This is a genomic window from Escherichia sp. KTE52, assembly GCF_000408325.1.
Lineage (GTDB): Bacteria > Pseudomonadota > Gammaproteobacteria > Enterobacterales > Enterobacteriaceae > Escherichia > Escherichia marmotae.
This window is the reverse complement of the sequence record NZ_KE138677.1, coordinates 221,843-243,603: the sequence shown is the minus strand read 5'-3', so window position 1 is coordinate 243,603 and position 21,761 is coordinate 221,843. Positions and strand designations below refer to the sequence as shown.

19 protein-coding genes are annotated in these 21,761 nt (G+C 51.7%); 14 read left to right on the top strand and 5 right to left on the bottom strand.

The features are described 5' to 3' along the window. Positions 1-10 precede the first annotated feature (10 nt). From hemA to kdsA, 6 genes are read left to right on the top strand one after another with little or no spacing between them, the layout of a single operon-like run. Positions 11-1,267 (top strand): glutamyl-tRNA reductase, encoded by a 1,257-nt coding sequence (gene hemA / locus A1SC_RS15920; protein ID WP_001516527.1) that lies wholly within the window; start codon positions 11-13, stop codon positions 1,265-1,267. 41 nt (positions 1,268-1,308) lie between these two features. Continuing rightward, the gene (prfA, locus tag A1SC_RS15925; protein ID WP_000804714.1) at positions 1,309-2,391 is read left to right on the top strand and encodes a peptide chain release factor 1; all 1,083 of its coding nucleotides are present in this window, start codon (positions 1,309-1,311) and stop codon (positions 2,389-2,391) included. Continuing rightward, positions 2,391-3,224, top strand: a complete 834-nt coding sequence (prmC, locus tag A1SC_RS15930) for a peptide chain release factor N(5)-glutamine methyltransferase (protein WP_000456440.1) — start codon at positions 2,391-2,393, stop codon at positions 3,222-3,224. The genes prfA and prmC overlap by 1 nt, the downstream gene beginning before the upstream one ends. Then, positions 3,221-3,613: an invasion regulator SirB2 gene (gene sirB2, locus A1SC_RS15935; RefSeq protein ID WP_000200357.1), complete on the top strand. Its 393-nt coding sequence runs from the start codon at positions 3,221-3,223 to the stop codon at positions 3,611-3,613. Before prmC ends, sirB2 begins: the two co-directional genes overlap by 4 nt. 3 nt (positions 3,614-3,616) lie before the next feature. Continuing rightward, on the top strand, positions 3,617-4,426 hold the full coding sequence (gene sirB1 / locus A1SC_RS15940) for an invasion regulator SirB1 (RefSeq protein ID WP_016248768.1): 810 nt from the start codon (positions 3,617-3,619) through the stop codon (positions 4,424-4,426). 35 nt (positions 4,427-4,461) lie between these two features. Further along, entirely contained in the window at positions 4,462-5,316 is an 855-nt protein-coding gene (gene kdsA / locus A1SC_RS15945; protein ID WP_000811071.1) for a 3-deoxy-8-phosphooctulonate synthase, read from the top strand. Positions 5,317-5,495: 179 nt separating this feature from the next. Here kdsA and A1SC_RS0121455 read toward each other — a convergent pair whose 3' ends face one another. Beyond that, positions 5,496-5,603 carry a type I toxin-antitoxin system toxin Ldr family protein gene (locus A1SC_RS0121455; protein ID WP_032141347.1) on the bottom strand — a complete coding sequence of 36 codons (108 nt, stop codon included), beginning with the start codon at positions 5,601-5,603 and terminating at the stop codon, positions 5,496-5,498. A gap of 408 nt (positions 5,604-6,011) precedes the next feature. After that, positions 6,012-7,112 (bottom strand): sodium-potassium/proton antiporter ChaA, encoded by a 1,101-nt coding sequence (gene chaA, locus A1SC_RS15950; RefSeq protein ID WP_001516524.1) that lies wholly within the window; start codon positions 7,110-7,112, stop codon positions 6,012-6,014. A gap of 268 nt (positions 7,113-7,380) precedes the next feature. Between chaA and chaB the strand changes: the two genes are divergently transcribed. Beyond that, complete coding sequence (gene chaB, locus A1SC_RS15955) at positions 7,381-7,611, top strand: putative cation transport regulator ChaB (protein WP_001146437.1); 231 nt, start codon at positions 7,381-7,383, stop codon at positions 7,609-7,611. Positions 7,612-7,768: 157 nt separating this feature from the next. Then, a complete protein-coding gene (gene chaC / locus A1SC_RS15960; RefSeq protein ID WP_016248767.1) occupies positions 7,769-8,464 on the top strand; it encodes a glutathione-specific gamma-glutamylcyclotransferase in 696 nt (231 codons plus the stop codon). Between the two features lie 43 nt (positions 8,465-8,507). On the opposite strand, the gene ychN is transcribed toward chaC, so the two are convergent. Continuing rightward, the gene (ychN, locus tag A1SC_RS15965; RefSeq protein ID WP_001169672.1) at positions 8,508-8,861 is read right to left on the bottom strand and encodes a DsrE/F sulfur relay family protein YchN; all 354 of its coding nucleotides are present in this window, start codon (positions 8,859-8,861) and stop codon (positions 8,508-8,510) included. 183 nt (positions 8,862-9,044) lie between these two features. Between ychN and A1SC_RS15970 the strand changes: the two genes are divergently transcribed. Next, complete coding sequence (locus A1SC_RS15970; RefSeq protein ID WP_016248766.1) at positions 9,045-10,439, top strand: YchO/YchP family invasin; 1,395 nt, start codon at positions 9,045-9,047, stop codon at positions 10,437-10,439. Here the strand turns inward: A1SC_RS15970 and narL are convergent, their stop codons facing one another. Then, positions 10,440-11,090 carry a two-component system response regulator NarL gene (gene narL / locus A1SC_RS15975; protein WP_000070491.1) on the bottom strand — a complete coding sequence of 217 codons (651 nt, stop codon included), beginning with the start codon at positions 11,088-11,090 and terminating at the stop codon, positions 10,440-10,442. Continuing rightward, positions 11,083-12,879 (bottom strand): nitrate/nitrite two-component system sensor histidine kinase NarX, encoded by a 1,797-nt coding sequence (gene narX / locus A1SC_RS15980; RefSeq protein ID WP_016262059.1) that lies wholly within the window; start codon positions 12,877-12,879, stop codon positions 11,083-11,085. The genes narL and narX overlap by 8 nt, the downstream gene beginning before the upstream one ends. Before the next feature lie 338 nt (positions 12,880-13,217). Between narX and narK the strand changes: the two genes are divergently transcribed. The 5 genes from narK (at position 13,218) to narI (ending at position 21,663) form a co-directional block, all read left to right on the top strand. Then, positions 13,218-14,609 (top strand): nitrate transporter NarK, encoded by a 1,392-nt coding sequence (narK, locus tag A1SC_RS15985; protein ID WP_000019812.1) that lies wholly within the window; start codon positions 13,218-13,220, stop codon positions 14,607-14,609. 391 nt (positions 14,610-15,000) lie between these two features. After that, positions 15,001-18,744 (top strand): nitrate reductase subunit alpha, encoded by a 3,744-nt coding sequence (locus A1SC_RS15990; protein WP_000032963.1) that lies wholly within the window; start codon positions 15,001-15,003, stop codon positions 18,742-18,744. Further along, positions 18,741-20,279 carry a nitrate reductase subunit beta gene (gene narH, locus A1SC_RS15995; RefSeq protein ID WP_000702663.1) on the top strand — a complete coding sequence of 513 codons (1,539 nt, stop codon included), beginning with the start codon at positions 18,741-18,743 and terminating at the stop codon, positions 20,277-20,279. Before A1SC_RS15990 ends, narH begins: the two co-directional genes overlap by 4 nt. After that, positions 20,276-20,986 carry a nitrate reductase molybdenum cofactor assembly chaperone gene (gene narJ / locus A1SC_RS16000; protein ID WP_000571675.1) on the top strand — a complete coding sequence of 237 codons (711 nt, stop codon included), beginning with the start codon at positions 20,276-20,278 and terminating at the stop codon, positions 20,984-20,986. Before narH ends, narJ begins: the two co-directional genes overlap by 4 nt. Next, positions 20,986-21,663 (top strand): respiratory nitrate reductase subunit gamma, encoded by a 678-nt coding sequence (narI, locus tag A1SC_RS16005; RefSeq protein WP_001160120.1) that lies wholly within the window; start codon positions 20,986-20,988, stop codon positions 21,661-21,663. Before narJ ends, narI begins: the two co-directional genes overlap by 1 nt. Positions 21,664-21,761 lie beyond the last annotated feature (98 nt).

Below are 21,761 nucleotides of genomic sequence, written 5' to 3'. Positions count from 1 at the left end.
TCCCGCAGACATGACCCTTTTAGCACTCGGTATCAACCATAAAACGGCACCTGTATCGCTGCGAGAACGTGTATCGTTTTCGCCGGATAAGCTCGATCAGGCGCTGGACAGCCTGCTCGCGCAGCCGATGGTGCAGGGCGGCGTGGTGCTGTCGACGTGTAACCGCACAGAACTTTATCTTAGCGTTGAAGAACAGGATAACCTGCAAGAGGCGCTTATTCGCTGGTTGTGCGATTACCATAATCTTAATGAAGAAGATCTGCGTAATAGCCTCTACTGGCATCAGGATAACGATGCGGTTAGCCACTTAATGCGTGTCGCCAGTGGTCTGGATTCACTGGTTCTGGGCGAGCCGCAAATTCTCGGCCAGGTGAAAAAAGCGTTTGCCGATTCGCAAAAAGGCCATATGAAGGCGAGCGAACTGGAGCGCATGTTCCAGAAATCTTTTTCTGTAGCGAAACGCGTTCGTACCGAAACAGATATTGGTGCCAGTGCCGTGTCTGTCGCTTTTGCGGCTTGTACACTGGCGCGACAGATCTTTGAATCACTCTCTACGGTGACGGTATTACTGGTGGGGGCGGGCGAAACTATTGAGCTGGTGGCACGTCATCTGCGCGAACATAAAGTGCAGAAGATGATTATCGCCAACCGTACTCGCGAACGAGCACAAATTTTGGCAGATGAAGTTGGCGCGGAAGTGATTGCATTGAGCGACATCGATGAACGTCTGCGTGAAGCCGATATCATCATTAGTTCTACCGCCAGCCCATTGCCGATCATCGGTAAAGGCATGGTGGAGCGTGCATTAAAAAGTCGTCGCAATCAACCGATGCTGCTGGTGGATATTGCCGTTCCGCGCGATGTCGAGCCGGAAGTCGGCAAACTGGCGAACGCCTACCTTTACAGCGTTGATGATCTGCAAAGCATCATTTCGCACAATCTGGCACAGCGTAAAGCTGCCGCCGTGGAGGCGGAAACCATCGTCGCTCAGGAAGCCAGCGAATTTATGGCGTGGCTGCGTGCACAAAGCGCCAGTGAAACCATTCGCGATTATCGCAGTCAGGCAGAGCAGGTTCGCGATGAGTTAACCGCCAAAGCGTTAGCGGCCCTTGAACAGGGCGGCGACGCGCAAGCCATTATGCAGGATCTGGCATGGAAACTGACTAACCGCCTGATCCATGCGCCAACGAAATCACTCCAACAGGCCGCCCGTGACGGGGATAACGAACGCCTGAATATTCTGCGCGACAGCCTCGGGCTGGAGTAGCAGTACATCATTTTCTTTTTTTACAGGGTGCATTTACGCCTATGAAGCCTTCTATCGTTGCCAAACTGGAAGCCCTGCATGAACGCCATGAAGAAGTTCAGGCATTGCTGGGTGATGCGCAAACCATCGCTGACCAGGATCGTTTTCGCGCATTATCTCGTGAATATGCGCAGTTAAGTGATGTTTCGCGCTGTTTCACCGACTGGCAACAAGTGCAGGAAGATATCGAAACCGCACAGATGATGCTCGACGATCCAGAAATGCGTGAGATGGCGCAGGATGAACTGCGCGAAGCGAAAGAGAAAAGCGAGCAACTGGAACAACAACTTCAGGTTCTTTTGCTGCCAAAAGATCCTGATGACGAACGCAACGCCTTCCTCGAAGTGCGCGCCGGAACCGGCGGCGATGAAGCCGCGTTGTTTGCTGGCGATCTGTTCCGCATGTACAGCCGCTACGCGGAAACCCGTCGCTGGCGTGTGGAAATCATGAGCGCCAGTGAGGGTGAACATGGTGGTTATAAAGAGATCATTGCTAAAATCAGCGGCGATGGTGTGTATGGTCGGTTGAAATTTGAATCCGGTGGTCATCGCGTGCAGCGTGTCCCTGCCACGGAATCGCAGGGGCGGATCCATACTTCTGCTTGTACCGTTGCTGTAATGCCGGAACTGCCAGAAGCGGAACTGCCAGATATCAACCCGGCGGATTTGCGCATTGATACTTTCCGCTCTTCAGGAGCGGGAGGTCAGCACGTTAACACCACCGATTCGGCAATCCGTATTACCCACTTGCCGACCGGCATCGTTGTTGAATGTCAGGATGAACGTTCACAGCATAAAAACAAAGCGAAGGCGCTTTCAGTGCTCGGTGCTCGCATCCATGCGGCGGAAATGGCAAAACGCCAGCAGGCGGAAGCCTCGACCCGCCGTAACCTGCTGGGGAGTGGCGATCGCAGCGACCGTAACCGTACCTATAACTTCCCACAGGGGCGCGTCACCGATCACCGTATCAACCTGACGCTCTACCGTCTGGATGAAGTGATGGAAGGTAAGCTGGATATGCTGATTGAACCGATTATTCAGGAACATCAGGCTGACCAACTTGCGGCGTTGTCCGAGCAAGAATAATGGAATATCAACACTGGTTGCGCGAAGCAATAAACCAACTTCAGGCGAGTGAAAGCCCGCGACGCGATGCTGAAATTTTGTTGGAACATGTTACCGGCAAGGGACGCACTTACATTCTCGCCTTTGGTGAAACGCACCTGACTGACGAGCAACGAGAGCAACTCGACGCGCTGCTGGCGCGTCGTCGCGCCGGTGAACCCGTTGCTCATTTAACCGGTGTGCGTGAATTCTGGTCGTTGCCGTTGTTTGTTTCGCCAGCGACTTTGATTCCTCGTCCGGACACCGAATGTCTGGTAGAACAGGCGCTGACACGCTTGCCTGAACGGCCTTGTCGCATTCTCGATCTTGGTACTGGCACCGGGGCGATAGCCCTGGCATTGGCCAGTGAACGCCCGGATTGTGATGTTACGGCGGTTGACCGAATGCCTGATGCAGTTGCCCTTGCAAAGCGCAATGCACAGCATCTGGCGATTAAAAATATCCATATCCTGCAAAGCGACTGGTTTAGTGCACTTGACGAGCAGCAGTTTGCGATGATTGTTAGCAATCCACCGTATATCGACGAGCAGGATCCACATCTTCAACAAGGCGATGTCCGCTTTGAGCCGTTGTCGGCGCTGGTTGCGGCAGACAGCGGTATGGCTGATATCGTTCACATCATCGAACAGTCGCGTAATGCACTTGCATCCGGCGGATTTCTGCTTCTGGAACATGGCTGGCAGCAGGGTGAAGTGGTGCGGCAGGCATTTATGCAGGCGGGTTATCGTGATGTCGAAACCTGTCGTGACTACGGTGATAACGAGCGCGTGACGCTTGGTCGCTATTATCGATGACAAGTTTCAACACGCTGCTTTGCGTTCATCTCATCAGTATCGTGCTTTCTGTCGGCTTTTTAGCCCTGCGTTTTTGGTTACGCTACCAGGAGCATTCACTGGCATTTGCTCGCTGGACGCGAGTATTGCCGCCAGTTATTGATACAGTGTTATTGTTCAGCGGCGTTGCGCTGATGGCTAAAGCGCACATCCTGCCATTTTCCGGGCAGGCACAATGGCTGACTGAAAAGCTGTTTGGAGTTATCATTTATATCGTTTTGGGTTTTATTGCTCTCGATTACCGTCGGGTGCACAGTCAGCAGGTGCGCATTATTACCTTCCCGCTGGCGCTGGTGGTGCTGTACATCATCATTAAACTCGCCACCACAAAAGTACCGTTACTGGGGTAAGTCATGAGATCGTTAGCTGATTTCGAATTTAATAAAGCGCCGCTGTGCGAAGGCATGATCCTGGCTTGCGAAGTAATCCGCCGCGATTTTCCCTCGCAAGATGTATACGACGAACTGGAGCGTCTCGTTAGTCTGGCGAAGGAAGAAATTAACCAGCTTCTACCTTTAGAAGAGCAGTTGGAAAAATTGATCGCGCTGTTTTACGGCGAATGGGGGTTTAAAGCCTCACGCGGTGTTTATCGCCTCTCCGATGCTTTATGGCTTGACCATGTGTTGAAGAACAGGCAGGGCAGTGCGGTATCGTTAGGTGCCATTTTGTTGTGGGTCGCTAATCGTCTCGATTTGCCGCTACTGCCGGTGATTTTCCCGACGCAGCTTATTTTGCGCATTGAATGTTCGGATGGCGAAATTTGGCTGATTAACCCTTTTAACGGCGAATCGTTAAGCGAACATATGCTGGATATATGGTTAAAGGGAAATATCAGCCCATCTGCGGAACTGTTTTATGAAGACCTGGATGAAGCAGATAACATTGAGGTTATCCGCAAGCTGTTGGATACGCTGAAAGCATCACTGATGGAAGAAAACCAGATGGAACTTGCATTACGCACCAGCGAAGCCTTGTTACAGTTCAACCCGGAAGATCCGTATGAAATTCGCGATCGCGGGTTGATTTACGCGCAACTGGATTGCGAACACGTTGCGTTGAATGATTTAAGTTATTTCGTTGAACAGTGTCCGGAAGACCCGATCAGCGAAATGATCCGTGCGCAAATTAATAACATCGCGCATAAACATATTGTGCTGCATTAATTAATCGACATTTTACTTAAGATTAAGGCGATCCTATGAAACAAAAAGTGGTTAGCATTGGCGACATCAACGTAGCAAATGACCTGCCGTTCGTGCTGTTTGGCGGTATGAACGTGCTGGAATCCCGCGATCTGGCGATGCGCATTTGCGAGCACTACGTAACCGTGACCCAGAAATTGGGTATCCCTTACGTGTTCAAAGCCTCTTTTGACAAAGCCAACCGCTCCTCCATCCACTCTTATCGTGGGCCGGGCCTGGAAGAAGGGATGAAAATCTTCCAGGAGCTGAAGCAAACTTTTGGCGTAAAAATTATCACCGACGTTCACGAGCCAAGCCAGGCACAGCCTGTTGCTGATGTTGTGGATGTGATTCAGCTACCGGCGTTTCTTGCTCGCCAGACCGATCTGGTGGAAGCCATGGCGAAAACTGGTGCGGTAATTAACGTCAAGAAACCACAGTTTGTCAGCCCAGGCCAGATGGGTAACATCGTTGATAAATTCAAAGAAGGCGGCAACGAAAAAGTTATTCTTTGCGATCGTGGCGCTAACTTCGGTTATGACAACCTGGTTGTCGATATGCTGGGCTTCAGCGTAATGAAGAAAGTGTCTGGCAACTCGCCGGTAATTTTCGACGTTACCCACGCACTGCAATGCCGCGATCCGTTTGGTGCAGCTTCCGGTGGTCGTCGTGCCCAGGTGGCCGAACTGGCACGTGCCGGTATGGCAGTAGGTCTGGCTGGTTTGTTTATTGAAGCGCATCCGGATCCGGAACATGCGAAATGCGATGGTCCATCCGCGCTGCCGCTGGCGAAACTGGAACCATTCCTCAAGCAGATGAAAGCAATTGATGAGCTGGTTAAAGGTTTCGAAGAACTCGATACCAGCAAGTAATCTTTTTGCTTAAAAACAAAAGCCTTAGCGTTTTGGCTGCACCCCAAAAGTTGGACACCCAACTGATTAAGGTGCAGTTTTTTATGGCCAAAGGATACAAAAAAGGCCGCAGGTTGTTACTCCTGCGGCCGGTTTCGGGCGCATATTGCCATCACGGCAGCCTGACACCCGTCTTCACCTTATTTCCGGTTACGCCACCAGCCGACAATCGCTGCGGTGATAATTCCCGCAAGGATCGGTGCTGCCAGGTCGTGCCAGAAAGTTATGGCAAACTGCGCGAGCGTCATATAGCCGCCTTTTTGTTGTAATGACAACGTTTTGCGGCTATTCTTGAAGTGTCTGGTTTCAAGATTAGCCCCCGTTCTGTTGTCAGGTTTGACCTCTCAACGTGCGGGGGTTTTCTCTTTCCAGCAACCAATGCCGCCAGGGATAAAGCCCCCACAACATTGCGCCTCACCGGATAACTCCGGCTTGGCGTGGATACTACACTTCAAATCTTCTTTACTTCACCCCTGAAACGTTCGTAATGAAGAGTACATTCCGGATTTTCACCAACTGTTGCAGTGATTTCGTGCAAGCGGTGGCGCAGGCTCGCAGTTCTGATTAATGAATTACTCAGGAAGGTCAAAAGAGATGAAACACGGAGGGGTTTTTCTTATCTCCCCCGATCTCTGTCATCAGGGGAGATATCAATGTCAGGCAAATATCGTCATCAAATAGGCGGCAAACAGAGCCAGATGCGCTGCGCCGTTGAGGACGTTAGTACGCCCGGTGGAGAATGAGATATGACACAGTACTAAAGAGGCCACCATCACCACCATCTCCGGTGCACCAAGAGCAAACTGCAATTCGTTGCCCGTCAGAAAGGCGATCAGCGTTACGACAGGTACGGTCAGTGAAATTGTCGCTAATACCGAACCAAAGAACAGATTCATCGCACGCTGGACCTGGTTGTTTAATACGGCTTTTAACGCCCCTAAACCTTCCGGCGAAAGAATCAACAGTGCCACCAGGAAACCGGTAAAGGCCACCGGGGCATTCATGCTGGTGAGGAGCGTTTCCAGTGGGCTGGCGTTCATTTTGGTGACTGCAATCACCGCTATCAGATGGATAATCAACCAGACAGCATGCCACAGACTGCTATGGGCAGACGGTTTGCCGTGGTGCGGATCGTCATCATCGCTGTCATCCTCGTGCTCATAGACAAACAGACTCTGGTGCGTTTTGGTCTGAATCAGCAAAAATACGCCGTACATTGCCGCGGAAATTAAAGCCACCAGTAACGCCTGACCGGTTGAGAAATTCGCCGCAGGCAGAGCCATCGGGAATACCAGCACAATAATTGCCAGCGGAAACAGGGCGATCAAATACTGTTTAATACCAAACAGATTCATATATTGGGTGGCAAATTTGCGTCCGCCCAACAGTAATGAAAAACCAACCAGCCCACCGGTAACAATCATAATGATTGAATAGAGCGTATCTCGCATTAACGTCGGCGCGGCATCGCCGGTCGCCATTAAGGCTGAGATCAGACTGACTTCAAGAATAACCACTGAAAGGCTAAGAATAAGAGAACCATAAGGTTCACCCAGGCGATGCGCTAATACGTCAGCATGACGGACAACACTAAAGGCACTGCTTAAAATACCAATAAGCGCAAGAAGGTTGATGGCAATGACCACTGGTAGTGTCTGAGCGCTTCCCCACAGGAACAGCACCACCAGCGCCAGAACCGGGAAAATAAGCGAGGTCTCCTTGTGGCGGGTTTTTACCGCCTCGTGAGCATTTGTCATTATGGTTATCCCTTTGCAGATGAATTTGTCGGAAATGTAATAAATCGGTGGAAAAAATAACAGAAAGTGTCTGGATATCGGTAACATTTTACGAAATTTTACCCCGCTGCCGCTTTTTTACTCTTTGGGGGATAAAAATAATCAACGCGTTTAGCCAATGTTTGTATTAGCGTCTCTTAAGAAGATTCTAACGTGGGAATTCTTATACGCTGGCAAGCGTGGGTATTGTTGACCACACTTAAAGTTCACCTTTAAAAAGGAGTCAATAATGCCGTATAAAACAAAAAGCGATCTGCCAGAAAATGTAAAACACGTTCTACCGTCTCATGCCCAGGATATCTATAAAGAGGCATTCAACAGCGCCTGGGATCAATATAAAGATAAAGAAGATCGGCGTGATGACGCCAGTCGTGAAGAGACAGCGCATAAAGTGGCCTGGTCCGCAGTGAAACATGAATATGCCAAAGGGGATGATGATAAATGGCATAAAAAAGAGTAATCCCCGGAGATGAACTAAAGCTATTCGTGCGGCGTCGCCTTGCAAGTGGTCTGAGAAATGCATATTGTCCCGAGAGTGGTTTCAAAATGAGCAGTAAAAATGTCCGGAAGACACCAATAAGTTGTCGCAAGGAAGTATGCAGTGGCGGAGGTATAAGGTGATAACGCGTGATTTCTTAATGAATGCCGATTGTAAAACGGCATTTGGTGCCATTGAAGAATCACTCTTATGGTCAGCAGAACAACGGGCGGCCTCGCTGGCGGCGACGCTGGCTTGCCGTCCTGATAACGGACCGGTGTGGATCTTCGGCTATGGGTCGCTGATGTGGAATCCGGCGCTGGAGTTTATCGAGTCGTGTACCGGTACGTTGGTTGGGTGGCACCGGGCGTTTTGTCTGCGTCTGACCGCGGGGCGCGGGACAGTGCACCAGCCGGGACGGATGCTTGCCCTGAAAGAGGGCGGTCGCACCACAGGGGTGGCGTATCGCTTACCGGAAGGGTCGCTCGAGCAGGAACTGACTTTGCTGTGGAAGCGGGAGATGATTACTGGCTGTTATCTGCCAACCTGGTGCCAGCTTGATCTTGATGACGGGCGCACAGTAAACGCACTGGTATTTATTATGGATCCACGGCATCCAGAATATGAATCCGACACTCGTGCTCAGGTCATCGCGCCGTTGATTGCGGCAGCGAGCGGTCCGCTGGGAACCAACGCACAATACCTGTTTTCACTGGAACAAGAGCTTATCAAGCTGGGGATGCAGGATGACGGGTTAAATGATTTGCTAGTGTCGGTGAAAAAACTGCTGGCGGATAATTTTCCGGATGGTGTGTTACGGCCAGGATTTGCCTGATGAAACATCTGTCATAGTGGGGCGTCGGACGCCCCGCCAGACATTAAAATGTGAGCACTTTATCGGCTGCCAGCGTCCATTGCGCCAGTTCGACCAGAGTGCCAATTTCAACCCCGTCAATCAGCGGAAGTGGGCTGATGCCGCGACCATCGGTGCAGGTCTTGCACAGTTTCACGGGTACATTTTGCGCCGTGAGGATCTCCAGCATTTGCTGAATATTGTAGCCTTCCCCTGGTTTTTGTCCGCGCAATCCGGCAGTGACCGCATCAGACATCAGAAACAGACGCAGATCCAGGTCGCTCTTCTGCTCTCGTAGCGCAATGGCCAGCCGCAGGCTGTTAAATAAGGATTCACTCCCGTAGGGGGCTCCATTGGCAACGATCACGATTTTTTGCATTATTCACTCCTGTATTCAGAGAATTAGACTTTCTATTTATATCTTACTGTTTTTGTGCTGTCTGACCAATTTGCCGCATTTTTAGGATTTTCCATAAAGCGTGAGAAAGTACGAGAAAAGTTACCAGTAATCGTTATTCTATAAAGTAATGAGTGTTCATTTTTATCGGAAACTACTGACGTTTTGAGCCGTATCGTCTTTCGTGTTATCCCGCTTTTTTTACTCTTGCTGCTGGCAGGCGGTATGGCTGATGCACAGCCATCCTTTGAGCAGCAATCGACAAATCCTTTTGATAACGATAATGATGGTCTGCCGGATTTAGGAATGGCACCGGAAAATCATGACGGTGAAAAACACTTCGCTGAAATTGTGAAAGATTTTGGCGAAACCAGTATGACTGATAACGGTCAGGATACAGGCGAACAAGCGAAAGCCTTTGCGCTGGGAAAAGTCCGTGATGCGCTTAGCCAGCAGGTTAATCAGCATGTAGAATCCTGGCTTTCGCCGTGGGGGAACGCCAGTGTTGACGTCAAAGTGGATAACGAAGGACATTTCACCGGAAGTCGGGGAAGCTGGTTTGTACCGTTGCTGGATAACGAGCGCTATCTCACATGGAGCCAGGTTGGACTGACCCAGCAGGACGATGGTCTGGTAAGTAATCTTGGCGTGGGTCAACGCTGGAAGCATGGCTCGTGGTTGATGGGATACAACACGTTTTATGACAACTTGTTGGATGAAAATCTTCAGCGGGCAGGCTTTGGTGCTGAAGCCTGGGGAGAATATCTGCGCCTGTCGGCAAATTATTATCAGCCTTTTGCCTCATGGCGTGAACAGACAGCTTCGCTTGAGCAACGTATGGCGCGCGGTTACGATCTGACCGCCCGAATGCGAATGCCGTTTTACCAACATATCAACACCAGCGTCAGCGTCGAACAATATTTTGGCCAGAGTGTTGATCTGTTTAACTCTGGCACGGGGTATCACAATCCAGTTGCCTTGAGTCTGGGGCTAAATTACACACCTGTGCCACTCGTCACAGTGACCGCCCAGCATAAACAAGGCGAAAGTGGAGAACGCCAAAATAACCTCGGACTGAATATTAACTACCGTTTTGGCGTGCCGCTCAATAAACAACTGTCTGCTGGTGAAGTTGCGGAAAGTCAGTCGCTGCGCGGTAGTCGCTATGACAATCCGCAGCGAAATAATTTGCCGGTTATTGAGTATCATCAGCGTAAAACTTTAACGGTGTTTCTGGCGACGCCGCCCTGGGATCTTAAACCCGGCGAATCTGTACCGCTGAAATTACAAATCCACAGTCGTTACGGTATTCGCCAATTGATCTGGCAGGGAGATACGCAGATGTTAAGTCTGACGTCGGGAGCAACTGCCAACAGTACGGATGGCTGGACGCTGATCATGCCGGACTGGCAGAGCGGGGAAGGGGCGAGCAATCACTGGCGATTGTCGGTGGTGGTGGAAGATAACCAGGGACAGCGTGTCTCCTCCAATGAGATCACGCTAACGCTTGCCGAACCTTTCGATGCGATGGCAAAGGACGAACTGCGCTGGGAACCATAATCAGAAAATACGTTCCTGATGCACCCATACCGCGGCTTCCACACGAGATTTGAGCTTCATTTTTTTCAGCATGTGCTTCACATGTACTTTTACCGTGCTTTCTGTGATGTCCAGGCGGCGGGCAATCATCTTATTCGGTAAGCCCTGAGCAATCAGCTTCAAAATATCGCGCTCGCGCGGCGTTAACTGGTTGACGTCGCGTTCAGTAGTCGCGCGGTTAGCACGCAGGCTGGCGGCCAGAACGGGGGTTAACGCCTCGCTTAATACCATTTCGCCAGCAGCAGCCTGATGTAACGCTTTCAACAGATCTTCCGGCTCCATATCTTTTAACAGATAGCCATCTGCGCCGCGTTTCAGGGCGGTGACCACGTCCTCTTCATGGTTAGAGACGCTGAATACCACAATGCGACCGGATAAAGATTTTTCACGCAGTTTATCCAGCGTTTCCAGACCGTTCATGCCGGGCATATTCAGATCAAGCAGAATCAGATCCGGATCGAGAGATTCCGCCAGTTCAATACCCTGCTCGCCATTACTTGCTTCGCCAACCACGGTGATATCGGGGGCCATGCTGATAAGCTGTTTTACGCCAGTTCGCAGCATCGGGTGATCGTCGATCAGCAGGATAGTAGCCGGTTCCTGATTACTCATGGGTATCTCCTTGGACGTCTGTGAAAGTTTTTTCGGGAATAAAAGTGACCACCACTTCGGTGCCACCTGATTCACGACGGCGGACGCGGCAGTCGCCACGCAGACTTTGCGCACGGTCACGCATAATTATCATGCCGTAGTGATTGCTGCGGATGGCATTTTCAGGCACTCCGCAGCCGTTATCCTGGACGGTCAATTTGACCTGATTATCGTTTTGCGCCACTGTTACCACGACCTCGCTCGCTTGCGAATGTTTGAGGGCGTTACTTAATGCCTCACGGGCAATTTGCAACAGATGGATTGCCTGATGCGAAGGCACCAGGCGCGGTGGCAATTGGTAATCCAGCTTCACCGGAAAGCCAAATTTGGCGCTGTATTCTTCACAACTTGCTTCCAGTGCCGGGCGTAACCCCGGTTCGGTGAGCTGTAAACGGAATGTGGTGAGCAGCTCACGCAACTGCGCCCAGGAAGCATTCAGTTCGTTACGGATCTGGCTTAACAGGTCGCGGCTGCTTTCTGGCAGCGCGTCGCCTTGCATCTGTAAACAACTCACCTGCATCTTCATGCAAGAGAGAGATTGGGCAATAGAATCATGCAGTTCGCGCGCAATGGTGGCACGCTCTTCCATCACGATCAACTGCTGCTGGCGTTCCTGATGGCGATCCAGTGCCAGAGTGGCGGTTAATTGCTCAACCAGCGTATCCACCAGTTGCTGTTGATCATGGCTTAGATGGCGGCCCTGCGGCAGAGTCGCCAGCAAAATTCCGTACTGCATATGAGAATCGGTCAGTCGCCATTTCAGGGTCGTGCCGCGATCGCCAACAGGTAATACGCCGCGCGGGCAGAGTTGGCAGCCTTTGTCGTCGCAGGTCATATCCGACTGGCAGGTGAACTCCTGATGGTTCTCTTCATCTTCAGTGTCATACACCCGCAGTTCGATATCACGCAGTAGGGTTAAATTTTGTAAGCCGTTGAGTACGGGAGACAGGCGTTCACACAGCGGGGCGCGAGAATGCAAACGACGGTTAGCCTGCCACAAAAAAGAGAGGATCTGATTTTTATGTTCCAGACCGGCGGTTTTTTCCCGTACTCGCTGCTCAAGTACGGCATAACTCTCCGCCAGTTCCGCAGACATATTGTTCAGCGCTGTTCCTAACATCGCCATTTCATTGCGACCGCTGATATGTGCCCGCTGGCTAAAATCACGGTGACTTACCGCACTCGCCATCGCCAGCAATTGCCGCCACGGTTGCAGCAGTCGCGCTCGCAGCCAGATAATGGTGAAGACCAAGAGCAATGTCATAAACACCGCCATCACCCGGTGGACCATCACTACCGTCTCAATGCGCATTTCAGTGGTGTGATCAAAACCTGAGACTAACTGATCCAGCCCGGCAACAAACTGACTGACGTCTGCCGATACGGTTTCTCTGGTTTGCGCACGTAATAGTCCTGGAACGAGTTCATTGCGCCAGTACTCCTGCAAACTTTTTAGTTGTTCCTGTTGCCCGTCGCGTTCTGCGGCACGGCTTAATTCTGGGCTAAAGGCGGTTTGCTCCATCTCTTTTAGCAACGGCGTGTCTTTCTCGCTTAATGGCACCGCTGCCAGCAGGCGGTAACTTTGCATACGCAGCGATCCTGCTTTGTTGATGGCATGAGCGCTGCCCTGAACGCCTTGCACCAGCCAGCCAGAAACCGCCATCCCCGCCAGTCCAATAGCGGTAGAAAGCAAAACAATAAGCGCAACCTGATTGACCAGGGTGAGCGGAGAGAGACAACGTTTAAGCATGTAAACCTCTTCCTTCAGGCTTTGAATGAGCAATAACCTTAATGAATGTGATGATACATTCTGAAATGGCATTATTCTCAGCTATTGGCTGAAGTATACCCATACCCGGAAAGAGTTACTCCTTATTTGCCGTGTGGTTAGGCGTTTTACATCAGTAAGGGTAGGGATTTTACAGCGCCGTGAAAAATCTCATAATTTTTATGAAATCTCTGTACTCACTATGGGTAATGATAAATATCAATGATAGATAAAGTTATATTGTCGTTTGATTTATATCAAATTACCTTTAGCTACAGCCACTAAGGTGGCAGACATCGAAACGAGTATCAGAGGTGTCTATGAGTCACTCATCCGCCCCCGAAAGGGCTACTGGAGCTGTCATTACAGATTGGCGACCGGAAGATCCTGCGTTCTGGCAACAACGCGGTCAACGTATTGCCAGCCGCAACCTGTGGATTTCCGTTCCCTGTCTGCTGCTGGCGTTTTGCGTATGGATGTTATTCAGTGCTGTCGCGGTGAACTTACCGAAAGTCGGCTTTAATTTTACGACCGATCAGCTATTTCTTTTAACCGCACTACCTTCGGTTTCTGGCGCATTATTGCGGGTGCCATACTCCTTTATGGTTCCAATCTTCGGTGGGCGTCGCTGGACGGCGTTTAGTACTGGTATTCTGATTATTCCTTGTGTCTGGCTGGGTTTTGCCGTGCAGGATACCACTACGCCATACAGCGTATTTATCATCATTTCTCTGCTGTGCGGCTTTGCTGGCGCGAACTTCGCTTCCAGTATGGCAAACATCAGCTTCTTCTTTCCGAAGCAGAAACAGGGTGGCGCGCTGGGCCTGAATGGTGGTCTGGGTAACATGGGCGTCAGCGTTATGCAGTTGGTTGCTCCGCTGGTGGTATCACTGTCGATTTTTGCTGCATTTGGTAGCCAGGGCGTAACACAACCGGATGGCAGCGAATTGTATCTGGCTAACGCCTCCTGGATATGGGTGCCGTTCCTAGCCATCTTCACCATTGCGGCGTGGTTTGGCATGAACGACCTTGCTACCTCGAAAGCCTCCATCAAGGAGCAGTTGCCGGTACTCAAACGGGGTCATCTGTGGATTATGAGCCTGCTGTATCTGGCGACTTTCGGCTCCTTCATCGGCTTCTCTGCGGGTTTTGCCATGCTGTCAAAAACGCAGTTCCCGGATGTGCAGATTCTGCACTACGCCTTCTTCGGACCGTTTATTGGCGCACTGGCACGTTCTGCGGGGGGGGCTCTGTCTGACCGTCTCGGCGGCACCCGTGTAACGCTGGTGAACTTTGTCCTGATGGCGATTTTCAGCGGCCTGCTGTTCCTCACCTTACCGACTGACGGGCAGGGCGGAAGTTTCATGGCGTTCTTCGCGGTCTTCCTCGCGCTGTTCCTGACGGCGGGGTTGGGGAGTGGTTCCACCTTCCAGATGATTTCCGTGATTTTCCGTAAACTGACGATGGATCGCGTGAAAGCAGAAGGTGGTTCTGACGAACGCGCTATGCGTGAGGCTGCAACCGACACTGCAGCGGCGCTGGGCTTTATCTCTGCCATTGGTGCTATCGGTGGCTTCTTTATCCCGAAAGCGTTCGGTAGCTCACTGGCATTAACGGGTTCGCCAGTCGGTGCAATGAAAGTATTTTTGATTTTCTATATCGCCTGCGTGGTAATTACCTGGGTGGTATATGGTCGGCATTCTAAAAAATAAATCGTAATATTTGATTATCCTTTGCGCGGCGTAATGTCGCGCTTTTTTTATTTGTCATTTAGTTACAACATCCTTCCAGAGAGATAATTATTTCAACGGCGTCATTAAGCATCATTAATATGTCATCCATGGGGGATACTCCTTAATACCCACCTGTATAAAAATCCGAAGCGTTTAAATGTGCTTAGATGTAAAAGTCATTAACTTACAATATGTTAGGTGAAACATTTTAATTACCCCAAAGGGGTATATTAGGAAATTACTTTATTTTTCATCCCCTCCACACTTGATCGTTATCAATTCCCACGACGTTTCAGAGCGTTACCTTCATTTTAAACATTAGCAATGTCGATTTATCAGAGAGCCGACAGGCTCCCACAGGAGAAAACCGATGAGTAAATTCCTGGACCGGTTTCGCTACTTCAAACAGAAGGGTGAAACCTTTGCCGATGGGCATGGCCAGCTTCTCAATACCAACCGTGACTGGGAGGATGGATATCGCCAGCGTTGGCAGCATGACAAAATCGTCCGCTCTACCCACGGGGTAAACTGCACCGGCTCCTGTAGCTGGAAAATCTACGTTAAAAACGGTCTGGTGACCTGGGAAACCCAGCAGACTGACTATCCGCGTACCCGTCCGGATCTGCCAAACCATGAACCTCGCGGCTGCCCGCGCGGTGCCAGCTATTCCTGGTATCTCTATAGCGCCAACCGCCTGAAATACCCGATGATGCGCAAACGCCTGATGAAAATGTGGCGTGAAGCGAAAGCGCTGCATAGCGATCCGGTTGAGGCATGGGCTTCTATTATTGAAGACGCCGATAAGGCGAAAAGCTTTAAGCAAGCGCGTGGACGCGGTGGTTTTGTTCGTTCTTCCTGGCAGGAAGTGAACGAACTGATCGCCGCGTCTAACGTTTACACCATCAAAAACTACGGTCCGGACCGTGTTGCTGGTTTCTCGCCAATCCCGGCAATGTCGATGGTTTCTTACGCATCGGGTGCCCGCTATCTCTCCCTGATTGGCGGTACTTGCTTAAGCTTCTATGACTGGTACTGCGACCTGCCTCCAGCTTCTCCGCAAACCTGGGGTGAGCAGACTGACGTGCCGGAATCTGCTGACTGGTACAACTCCAGCTACATCATTGCCTGGGGTTCTAACGTTCCGCAGACCCGTACTCCAGATGCTCACTTCTTTACCGAAGTGCGTTACAAAGGCACCAAAACCGTTGCCGTAACACCTGACTATGCTGAGATCGCTAAACTGTGCGACCTGTGGCTGGCACCGAAACAAGGCACCGATGCGGCGATGGCGCTGGCGATGGGCCACGTAATGCTGCGTGAGTTCCATCTTGATAACCCAAGTCAGTATTTCACCGACTATGTGCGTCGCTACACCGACATGCCGATGCTGGTGATGCTGGAAGAACGCGATGGTTATTACGCTGCGGGTCGTATGCTGCGTGCCGCCGATCTGGTTGACGCGCTGGGCCAGGAAAACAATCCTGAATGGAAAACCGTGGCCTTTAATACGCAAGGCGAAATGGTCGCGCCGAATGGTTCTATTGGCTTCCGCTGGGGCGAGAAGGGCAAATGGAATCTGGAGCAACGTGACGGCAAAACCGGCGAAGAAACCGAACTGCAACTTAGCCTGCTGGGTAGCCAGGATGAGATTGCTGAAGTGGGCTTCCCGTACTTTGGCGGCGACGGCACTGAACACTTTAACAAAGTGGAACTGGAAAACGTTCTGCTGCACAAACTGCCGGTGAAACGCCTGCAACTGGCTGATGGCAGCACCGCGCTGGTGACTACGGTTTATGACTTGACGCTGGCAAACTATGGCCTGGAACGTGGTCTGAACGACGTCAACTGCGCAACCAGCTATGACGATGTGAAAGCCTACACTCCGGCCTGGGCTGAGAAGATCACCGGTGTCTCACGTTCGCAAATTATCCGTATAGCACGTGAATTTGCTGACAACGCTGATAAAACGCACGGTCGTTCGATGATTATCGTTGGTGCCGGTCTGAACCACTGGTATCACCTCGATATGAACTATCGTGGTCTGATCAACATGCTGATTTTCTGCGGTTGTGTCGGTCAGAGCGGCGGCGGCTGGGCACACTACGTAGGTCAGGAAAAACTGCGTCCGCAAACCGGCTGGCAGCCGTTGGCGTTTGCCCTTGACTGGCAGCGTCCGGCACGTCATATGAACAGTACCTCTTATTTCTATAACCACTCCAGCCAGTGGCGTTATGAAACCGTCACGGCGGAAGAGCTGCTGTCACCGCTGGCGGATAAATCCCGTTATACCGGCCACATGATCGACTTTAACGTGCGTGCTGAACGTATGGGCTGGCTGCCATCTGCTCCGCAGTTAGGCACTAACCCGCTGACCATCGCACGTGAAGCAGAAAAAGCCGGGATGAATCCGGTTGACTATACGGTGAAATCCCTGAAAGACGGTTCCATTCGTTTTGCTGCGGAGCAGCCGGAAAACGGCAAAAACCATCCGCGTAACCTGTTCATCTGGCGTTCTAACCTGCTGGGTTCTTCCGGTAAAGGTCACGAGTTTATGCTCAAGTACCTGCTGGGGACGGAACATGGTATCCAGGGCAAAGATCTGGGGCAGCAGGGCGGAGTGAAGCCGGAAGAAGTGGACTGGCAGGACAACGGTCTGGAAGGCAAGTTGGATCTGGTGGTGACGCTGGACTTCCGTCTGTCTAGCACCTGTCTCTACTCCGACATCATTTTGCCGACTGCAACCTGGTACGAAAAAGACGACATGAATACTTCGGATATGCATCCGTTTATTCACCCGCTGTCTGCGGCGGTCGATCCGGCCTGGGAAGCGAAAAGTGACTGGGAAATCTACAAAGCCATCGCGAAGAAATTCTCCGAAGTGTGCGTTGGTCATCTGGGTAAAGAAACCGACATCGTCACGCTGCCGATCCAGCACGATTCTGCCGCTGAACTGGCGCAGCCGCTGGATGTAAAAGACTGGAAAAAAGGCGAATGCGACCTGATCCCAGGTAAAACCGCACCGCACATTATGGTCGTAGAGCGCGATTATCCGGCAACTTACGAACGCTTTACCTCTATCGGTCCGCTGATGGAGAAAATCGGCAACGGTGGTAAAGGTATCGCCTGGAACACCCAGAGCGAGATGGATCTGCTGCGTAAGCTCAACTACACCAAAGCGGAAGGTCCGGCGAAAGGCCAGCCGATGCTCAACACGGCGATTGATGCGGCAGAAATGATCCTGACACTGGCACCAGAAACCAACGGTCAGGTGGCCGTGAAAGCCTGGGCGGCACTGAGTGAGTTTACTGGTCGTGACCATACGCATCTGGCGCTGAATAAAGAAGACGAGAAGATCCGCTTCCGCGATATTCAGGCACAGCCGCGTAAAATTATCTCCAGCCCGACCTGGTCTGGTCTGGAAGACGAACACGTTTCTTACAACGCCGGTTACACCAACGTTCACGAGTTGATTCCGTGGCGCACGCTCTCTGGTCGTCAGCAGTTGTATCAGGATCATCAGTGGATGCGTGATTTCGGTGAAAGCCTGCTGGTTTATCGTCCGCCGATCGACACCCGTTCGGTGAAAGAAGTGATGGGGCAGAAATCCAACGGTAATCCGGAAAAAGCCCTCAACTTCCTGACGCCGCACCAGAAGTGGGGGATCCACTCCACTTACAGCGACAACCTGCTGATGCTGACCTTAGGTCGCGGTGGCCCGGTGGTCTGGCTGAGCGAAGCTGATGCGAAAGAGCTGGGTATTGCCGATAACGACTGGATTGAAGTCTTCAACAGCAACGGTGCGCTAACTGCCCGTGCGGTTGTCAGCCAGCGTGTTCCGGCAGGGATGACCATGATGTACCACGCGCAGGAACGTATCGTTAACTTGCCTGGTTCAGAAATCACCCAACAGCGTGGGGGCATCCATAACTCGGTCACCCGTATTACGCCGAAACCGACGCATATGATCGGTGGCTATGCCCATCTGGCATACGGCTTTAACTACTATGGCACCGTAGGTTCTAACCGCGATGAGTTTGTTGTAGTGCGTAAGATGAAGAACATTGACTGGTTAGATGGCGAAGGCAATGACCAGGTACAGGAGAGCGTAAAATGAAAATTCGTTCACAAGTCGGCATGGTGCTGAATCTCGATAAGTGCATCGGCTGCCACACCTGTTCAGTTACCTGTAAAAACGTCTGGACCAGCCGCGAAGGCGTGGAGTACGCGTGGTTCAACAACGTTGAAACCAAGCCGGGTCAGGGTTTCCCGACCGACTGGGAAAACCAGGAAAAATATAAAGGCGGCTGGATCCGTAAAATCAACGGCAAACTGCAACCGCGCATGGGTAACCGCGCCATGTTGTTGGGTAAAATCTTCGCTAACCCGCATCTGCCGGGGATCGACGATTATTACGAGCCGTTCGATTTTGACTATCAGAACCTGCATACCGCGCCGGAAGGCAGCAAATCGCAGCCGATTGCTCGTCCGCGTTCGCTGATTACTGGCGAACGGATGGCGAAAATCGAAAAAGGGCCGAACTGGGAAGATGACCTGGGCGGCGAATTTGACAAACTGGCGAAAGACAAGAACTTCGACAACATCCAGAAGGCGATGTATAGCCAGTTCGAAAACACCTTCATGATGTATCTGCCGCGCCTGTGCGAACACTGTCTGAACCCGGCATGTGTGGCGACCTGCCCGAGCGGTGCGATCTACAAGCGTGAAGAAGATGGCATTGTTCTGATCGATCAGGATAAATGCCGTGGCTGGCGTATGTGCATCACCGGATGCCCGTACAAAAAAATCTACTTCAACTGGAAGAGCGGTAAGTCTGAGAAATGCATTTTCTGTTATCCGCGTATTGAAGCGGGTCAGCCGACCGTGTGTTCAGAAACCTGCGTGGGTCGTATCCGTTATCTCGGCGTGCTGCTGTACGATGCGGACGCTATTGAACGTGCAGCCAGCACCGAGAACGAGAAAGATCTCTACCAGCGCCAACTGGAAGTGTTCCTCGATCCGAACGATCCGAAAGTCATTGAGCAGGCAATTAAGGACGGTATTCCGCTGAGTGTTATTGAAGCGGCACAGCAGTCGCCGGTTTATAAAATGGCGATGGAGTGGAAGCTGGCGCTGCCGCTGCATCCGGAATATCGCACGCTGCCGATGGTCTGGTACGTTCCGCCTCTGTCACCGATTCAGTCTGCGGCAGATGCGGGCGAACTGGGTAGCAACGGCATTCTGCCAGACGTTGAAAGTCTGCGTATCCCGGTTCAGTATCTGGCGAATCTGCTGACCGCCGGTGATACCCAACCGGTGCTGCTCGCGCTGAAACGTATGCTGGCAATGCGTCATTACAAACGAGCTGAAACCGTTGACGGTAAAGTCGATACCCGTGCGCTGGAAGAGGTCGGTCTGACCGAAGCTCAGGCGCAGGAGATGTACCGTTATCTGGCGATTGCTAACTATGAAGATCGCTTTGTGGTGCCGAGCAGCCATCGTGAACTGGCGCGGGAAGCTTTCCCGGAGAAAAATGGCTGCGGCTTTACCTTTGGTGACGGCTGCCACGGCTCAGATACGAAATTTAATCTGTTCAACAGCCGCCGTATCGATGCCATCGACGTGACCAGCAAAACGGAGCCGCATCCATGATCGAACTCGTGATTGTTTCGCGCCTCCTTGAATATCCGGATGCTGCCTTGTGGCAGCATCAACAAGAGATGTTTGAGGCTATTGCCGCGTCGGAAAACTTACAGAAAGAAGATGCCCATGCGCTGGGCATTTTCCTGCGTGATTTAACTGCGCTTGATCCGCTGGATGCGCAGGCGCAGTACAGCGAACTGTTTGACCGTGGTCGCGCCACATCGCTACTGCTGTTCGAACATGTTCATGGCGAATCCCGCGATCGTGGCCAGGCAATGGTTGACCTGTTGGCGCAGTACGAGCAGCACGGCTTGCAGCTAAATAGCCGTGAATTGCCGGATCATCTGCCGCTGTATCTGGAGTATCTGGCGCAGTTGCCGAAAAGCGAAGCGGTAGGGGGCTTGCAGGACATTGCGCCGATTCTGGCGTTGCTGAGTGCTCGTCTGCAACAGCGTGAGAGCCGCTACGCGGTGTTGTTTGATTTGCTGCTCAAACTGGCGAATACCGCTATCGACAGCGACAAAGTGGCGGAAAAAATTGCCGATGAAGCACGCGATGATACGCCGCAGGCGCTGGATGCCGTCTGGGAAGAAGAGCAGGTTAAGTTCTTTGCTGACAAAGGCTGCGGTGATTCGGCAATCACTGCCCATCAACGTCGCTTTGCGGGTGCCGTCGCGCCGCAATATCTGAATATCACCACCGGAGGACAGCACTAATGCAATTCCTGAATATGTTCTTCTTTGATATCTACCCGTACATTGCAGGGGCGGTCTTCCTGATTGGTAGCTGGCTGCGCTATGACTACGGGCAGTACACCTGGCGCGCGGCGTCCAGCCAGATGCTGGATCGCAAAGGGATGAACCTGGCGTCGAACCTGTTCCATATCGGGATTCTGGGGATTTTTGTCGGTCACTTCCTCGGTATGCTGACGCCGCACTGGGTTTACGAAGCGTGGCTGCCGATTGAAGTGAAACAGAAAATGGCGATGTTTGCTGGTGGTGCCAGCGGCGTGCTGTGCCTGATTGGTGGTGTGCTGTTACTGAAACGCCGTCTGTTCAGCCCGCGCGTGCGTGCAACCACTACCGGAGCAGACATCCTGATCCTGTCACTGTTAGTCATCCAGTGTGCACTGGGTTTGCTGACCATTCCATTCTCCGCTCAGCATATGGACGGTAGTGAGATGATGAAACTGGTTGGTTGGGCGCAGTCAGTAGTGACCTTCCACGGTGGCGCTTCTCAACACCTCGACGGCGTGGCGTTTATTTTCCGTCTGCACCTGGTGCTGGGGATGACTTTATTCCTGCTGTTCCCGTTCTCGCGTCTGGTACACATCTGGAGCGTACCGGTAGAGTATTTGACGCGTAAGTATCAGTTGGTGCGTGCTCGCCACTAAGCCAGAAAAATAAGTCGTCTGGCGCAAAATGGCAAAGTGCCTGATGCGCTGCGCTTATCAGGCCTACGAGAATTCTGCAATATATGGAATTAGCTCAT

Excerpts from the sequence above, each read along its gene's own strand:
- sirB2 (WP_000200357.1), top strand. The coding sequence starts at position 3,221 with ATGACAAGTTTCAACACGCTGCTTTGCGTTCATCTCATCAGTATCGTG.
- narI (WP_001160120.1), top strand. The coding sequence starts at position 20,986 with ATGCAATTCCTGAATATGTTCTTCTTTGATATCTACCCGTACATTGCA.
- narK (WP_000019812.1), top strand. The coding sequence starts at position 13,218 with ATGAGTCACTCATCCGCCCCCGAAAGGGCTACTGGAGCTGTCATTACA.
- kdsA (WP_000811071.1), top strand. The coding sequence starts at position 4,462 with ATGAAACAAAAAGTGGTTAGCATTGGCGACATCAACGTAGCAAATGAC.
- chaB (WP_001146437.1), top strand. The coding sequence starts at position 7,381 with ATGCCGTATAAAACAAAAAGCGATCTGCCAGAAAATGTAAAACACGTT.
- ychN (WP_001169672.1), bottom strand. The coding sequence starts at position 8,861 with ATGCAAAAAATCGTGATCGTTGCCAATGGAGCCCCCTACGGGAGTGAA.
- narH (WP_000702663.1), top strand. The coding sequence starts at position 18,741 with ATGAAAATTCGTTCACAAGTCGGCATGGTGCTGAATCTCGATAAGTGC.
- prmC (WP_000456440.1), top strand. The coding sequence starts at position 2,391 with ATGGAATATCAACACTGGTTGCGCGAAGCAATAAACCAACTTCAGGCG.
- sirB1 (WP_016248768.1), top strand. The coding sequence starts at position 3,617 with ATGAGATCGTTAGCTGATTTCGAATTTAATAAAGCGCCGCTGTGCGAA.
- hemA (WP_001516527.1), top strand. The coding sequence starts at position 11 with ATGACCCTTTTAGCACTCGGTATCAACCATAAAACGGCACCTGTATCG.
- prfA (WP_000804714.1), top strand. The coding sequence starts at position 1,309 with ATGAAGCCTTCTATCGTTGCCAAACTGGAAGCCCTGCATGAACGCCAT.
- narJ (WP_000571675.1), top strand. The coding sequence starts at position 20,276 with ATGATCGAACTCGTGATTGTTTCGCGCCTCCTTGAATATCCGGATGCT.
- A1SC_RS0121455 (WP_032141347.1), bottom strand. The coding sequence starts at position 5,603 with ATGACGCTCGCGCAGTTTGCCATAACTTTCTGGCACGACCTGGCAGCA.
- A1SC_RS15990 (WP_000032963.1), top strand. The coding sequence starts at position 15,001 with ATGAGTAAATTCCTGGACCGGTTTCGCTACTTCAAACAGAAGGGTGAA.
- chaA (WP_001516524.1), bottom strand. The coding sequence starts at position 7,112 with ATGACAAATGCTCACGAGGCGGTAAAAACCCGCCACAAGGAGACCTCG.
- narL (WP_000070491.1), bottom strand. The coding sequence starts at position 11,090 with ATGAGTAATCAGGAACCGGCTACTATCCTGCTGATCGACGATCACCCG.
- narX (WP_016262059.1), bottom strand. The coding sequence starts at position 12,879 with ATGCTTAAACGTTGTCTCTCTCCGCTCACCCTGGTCAATCAGGTTGCG.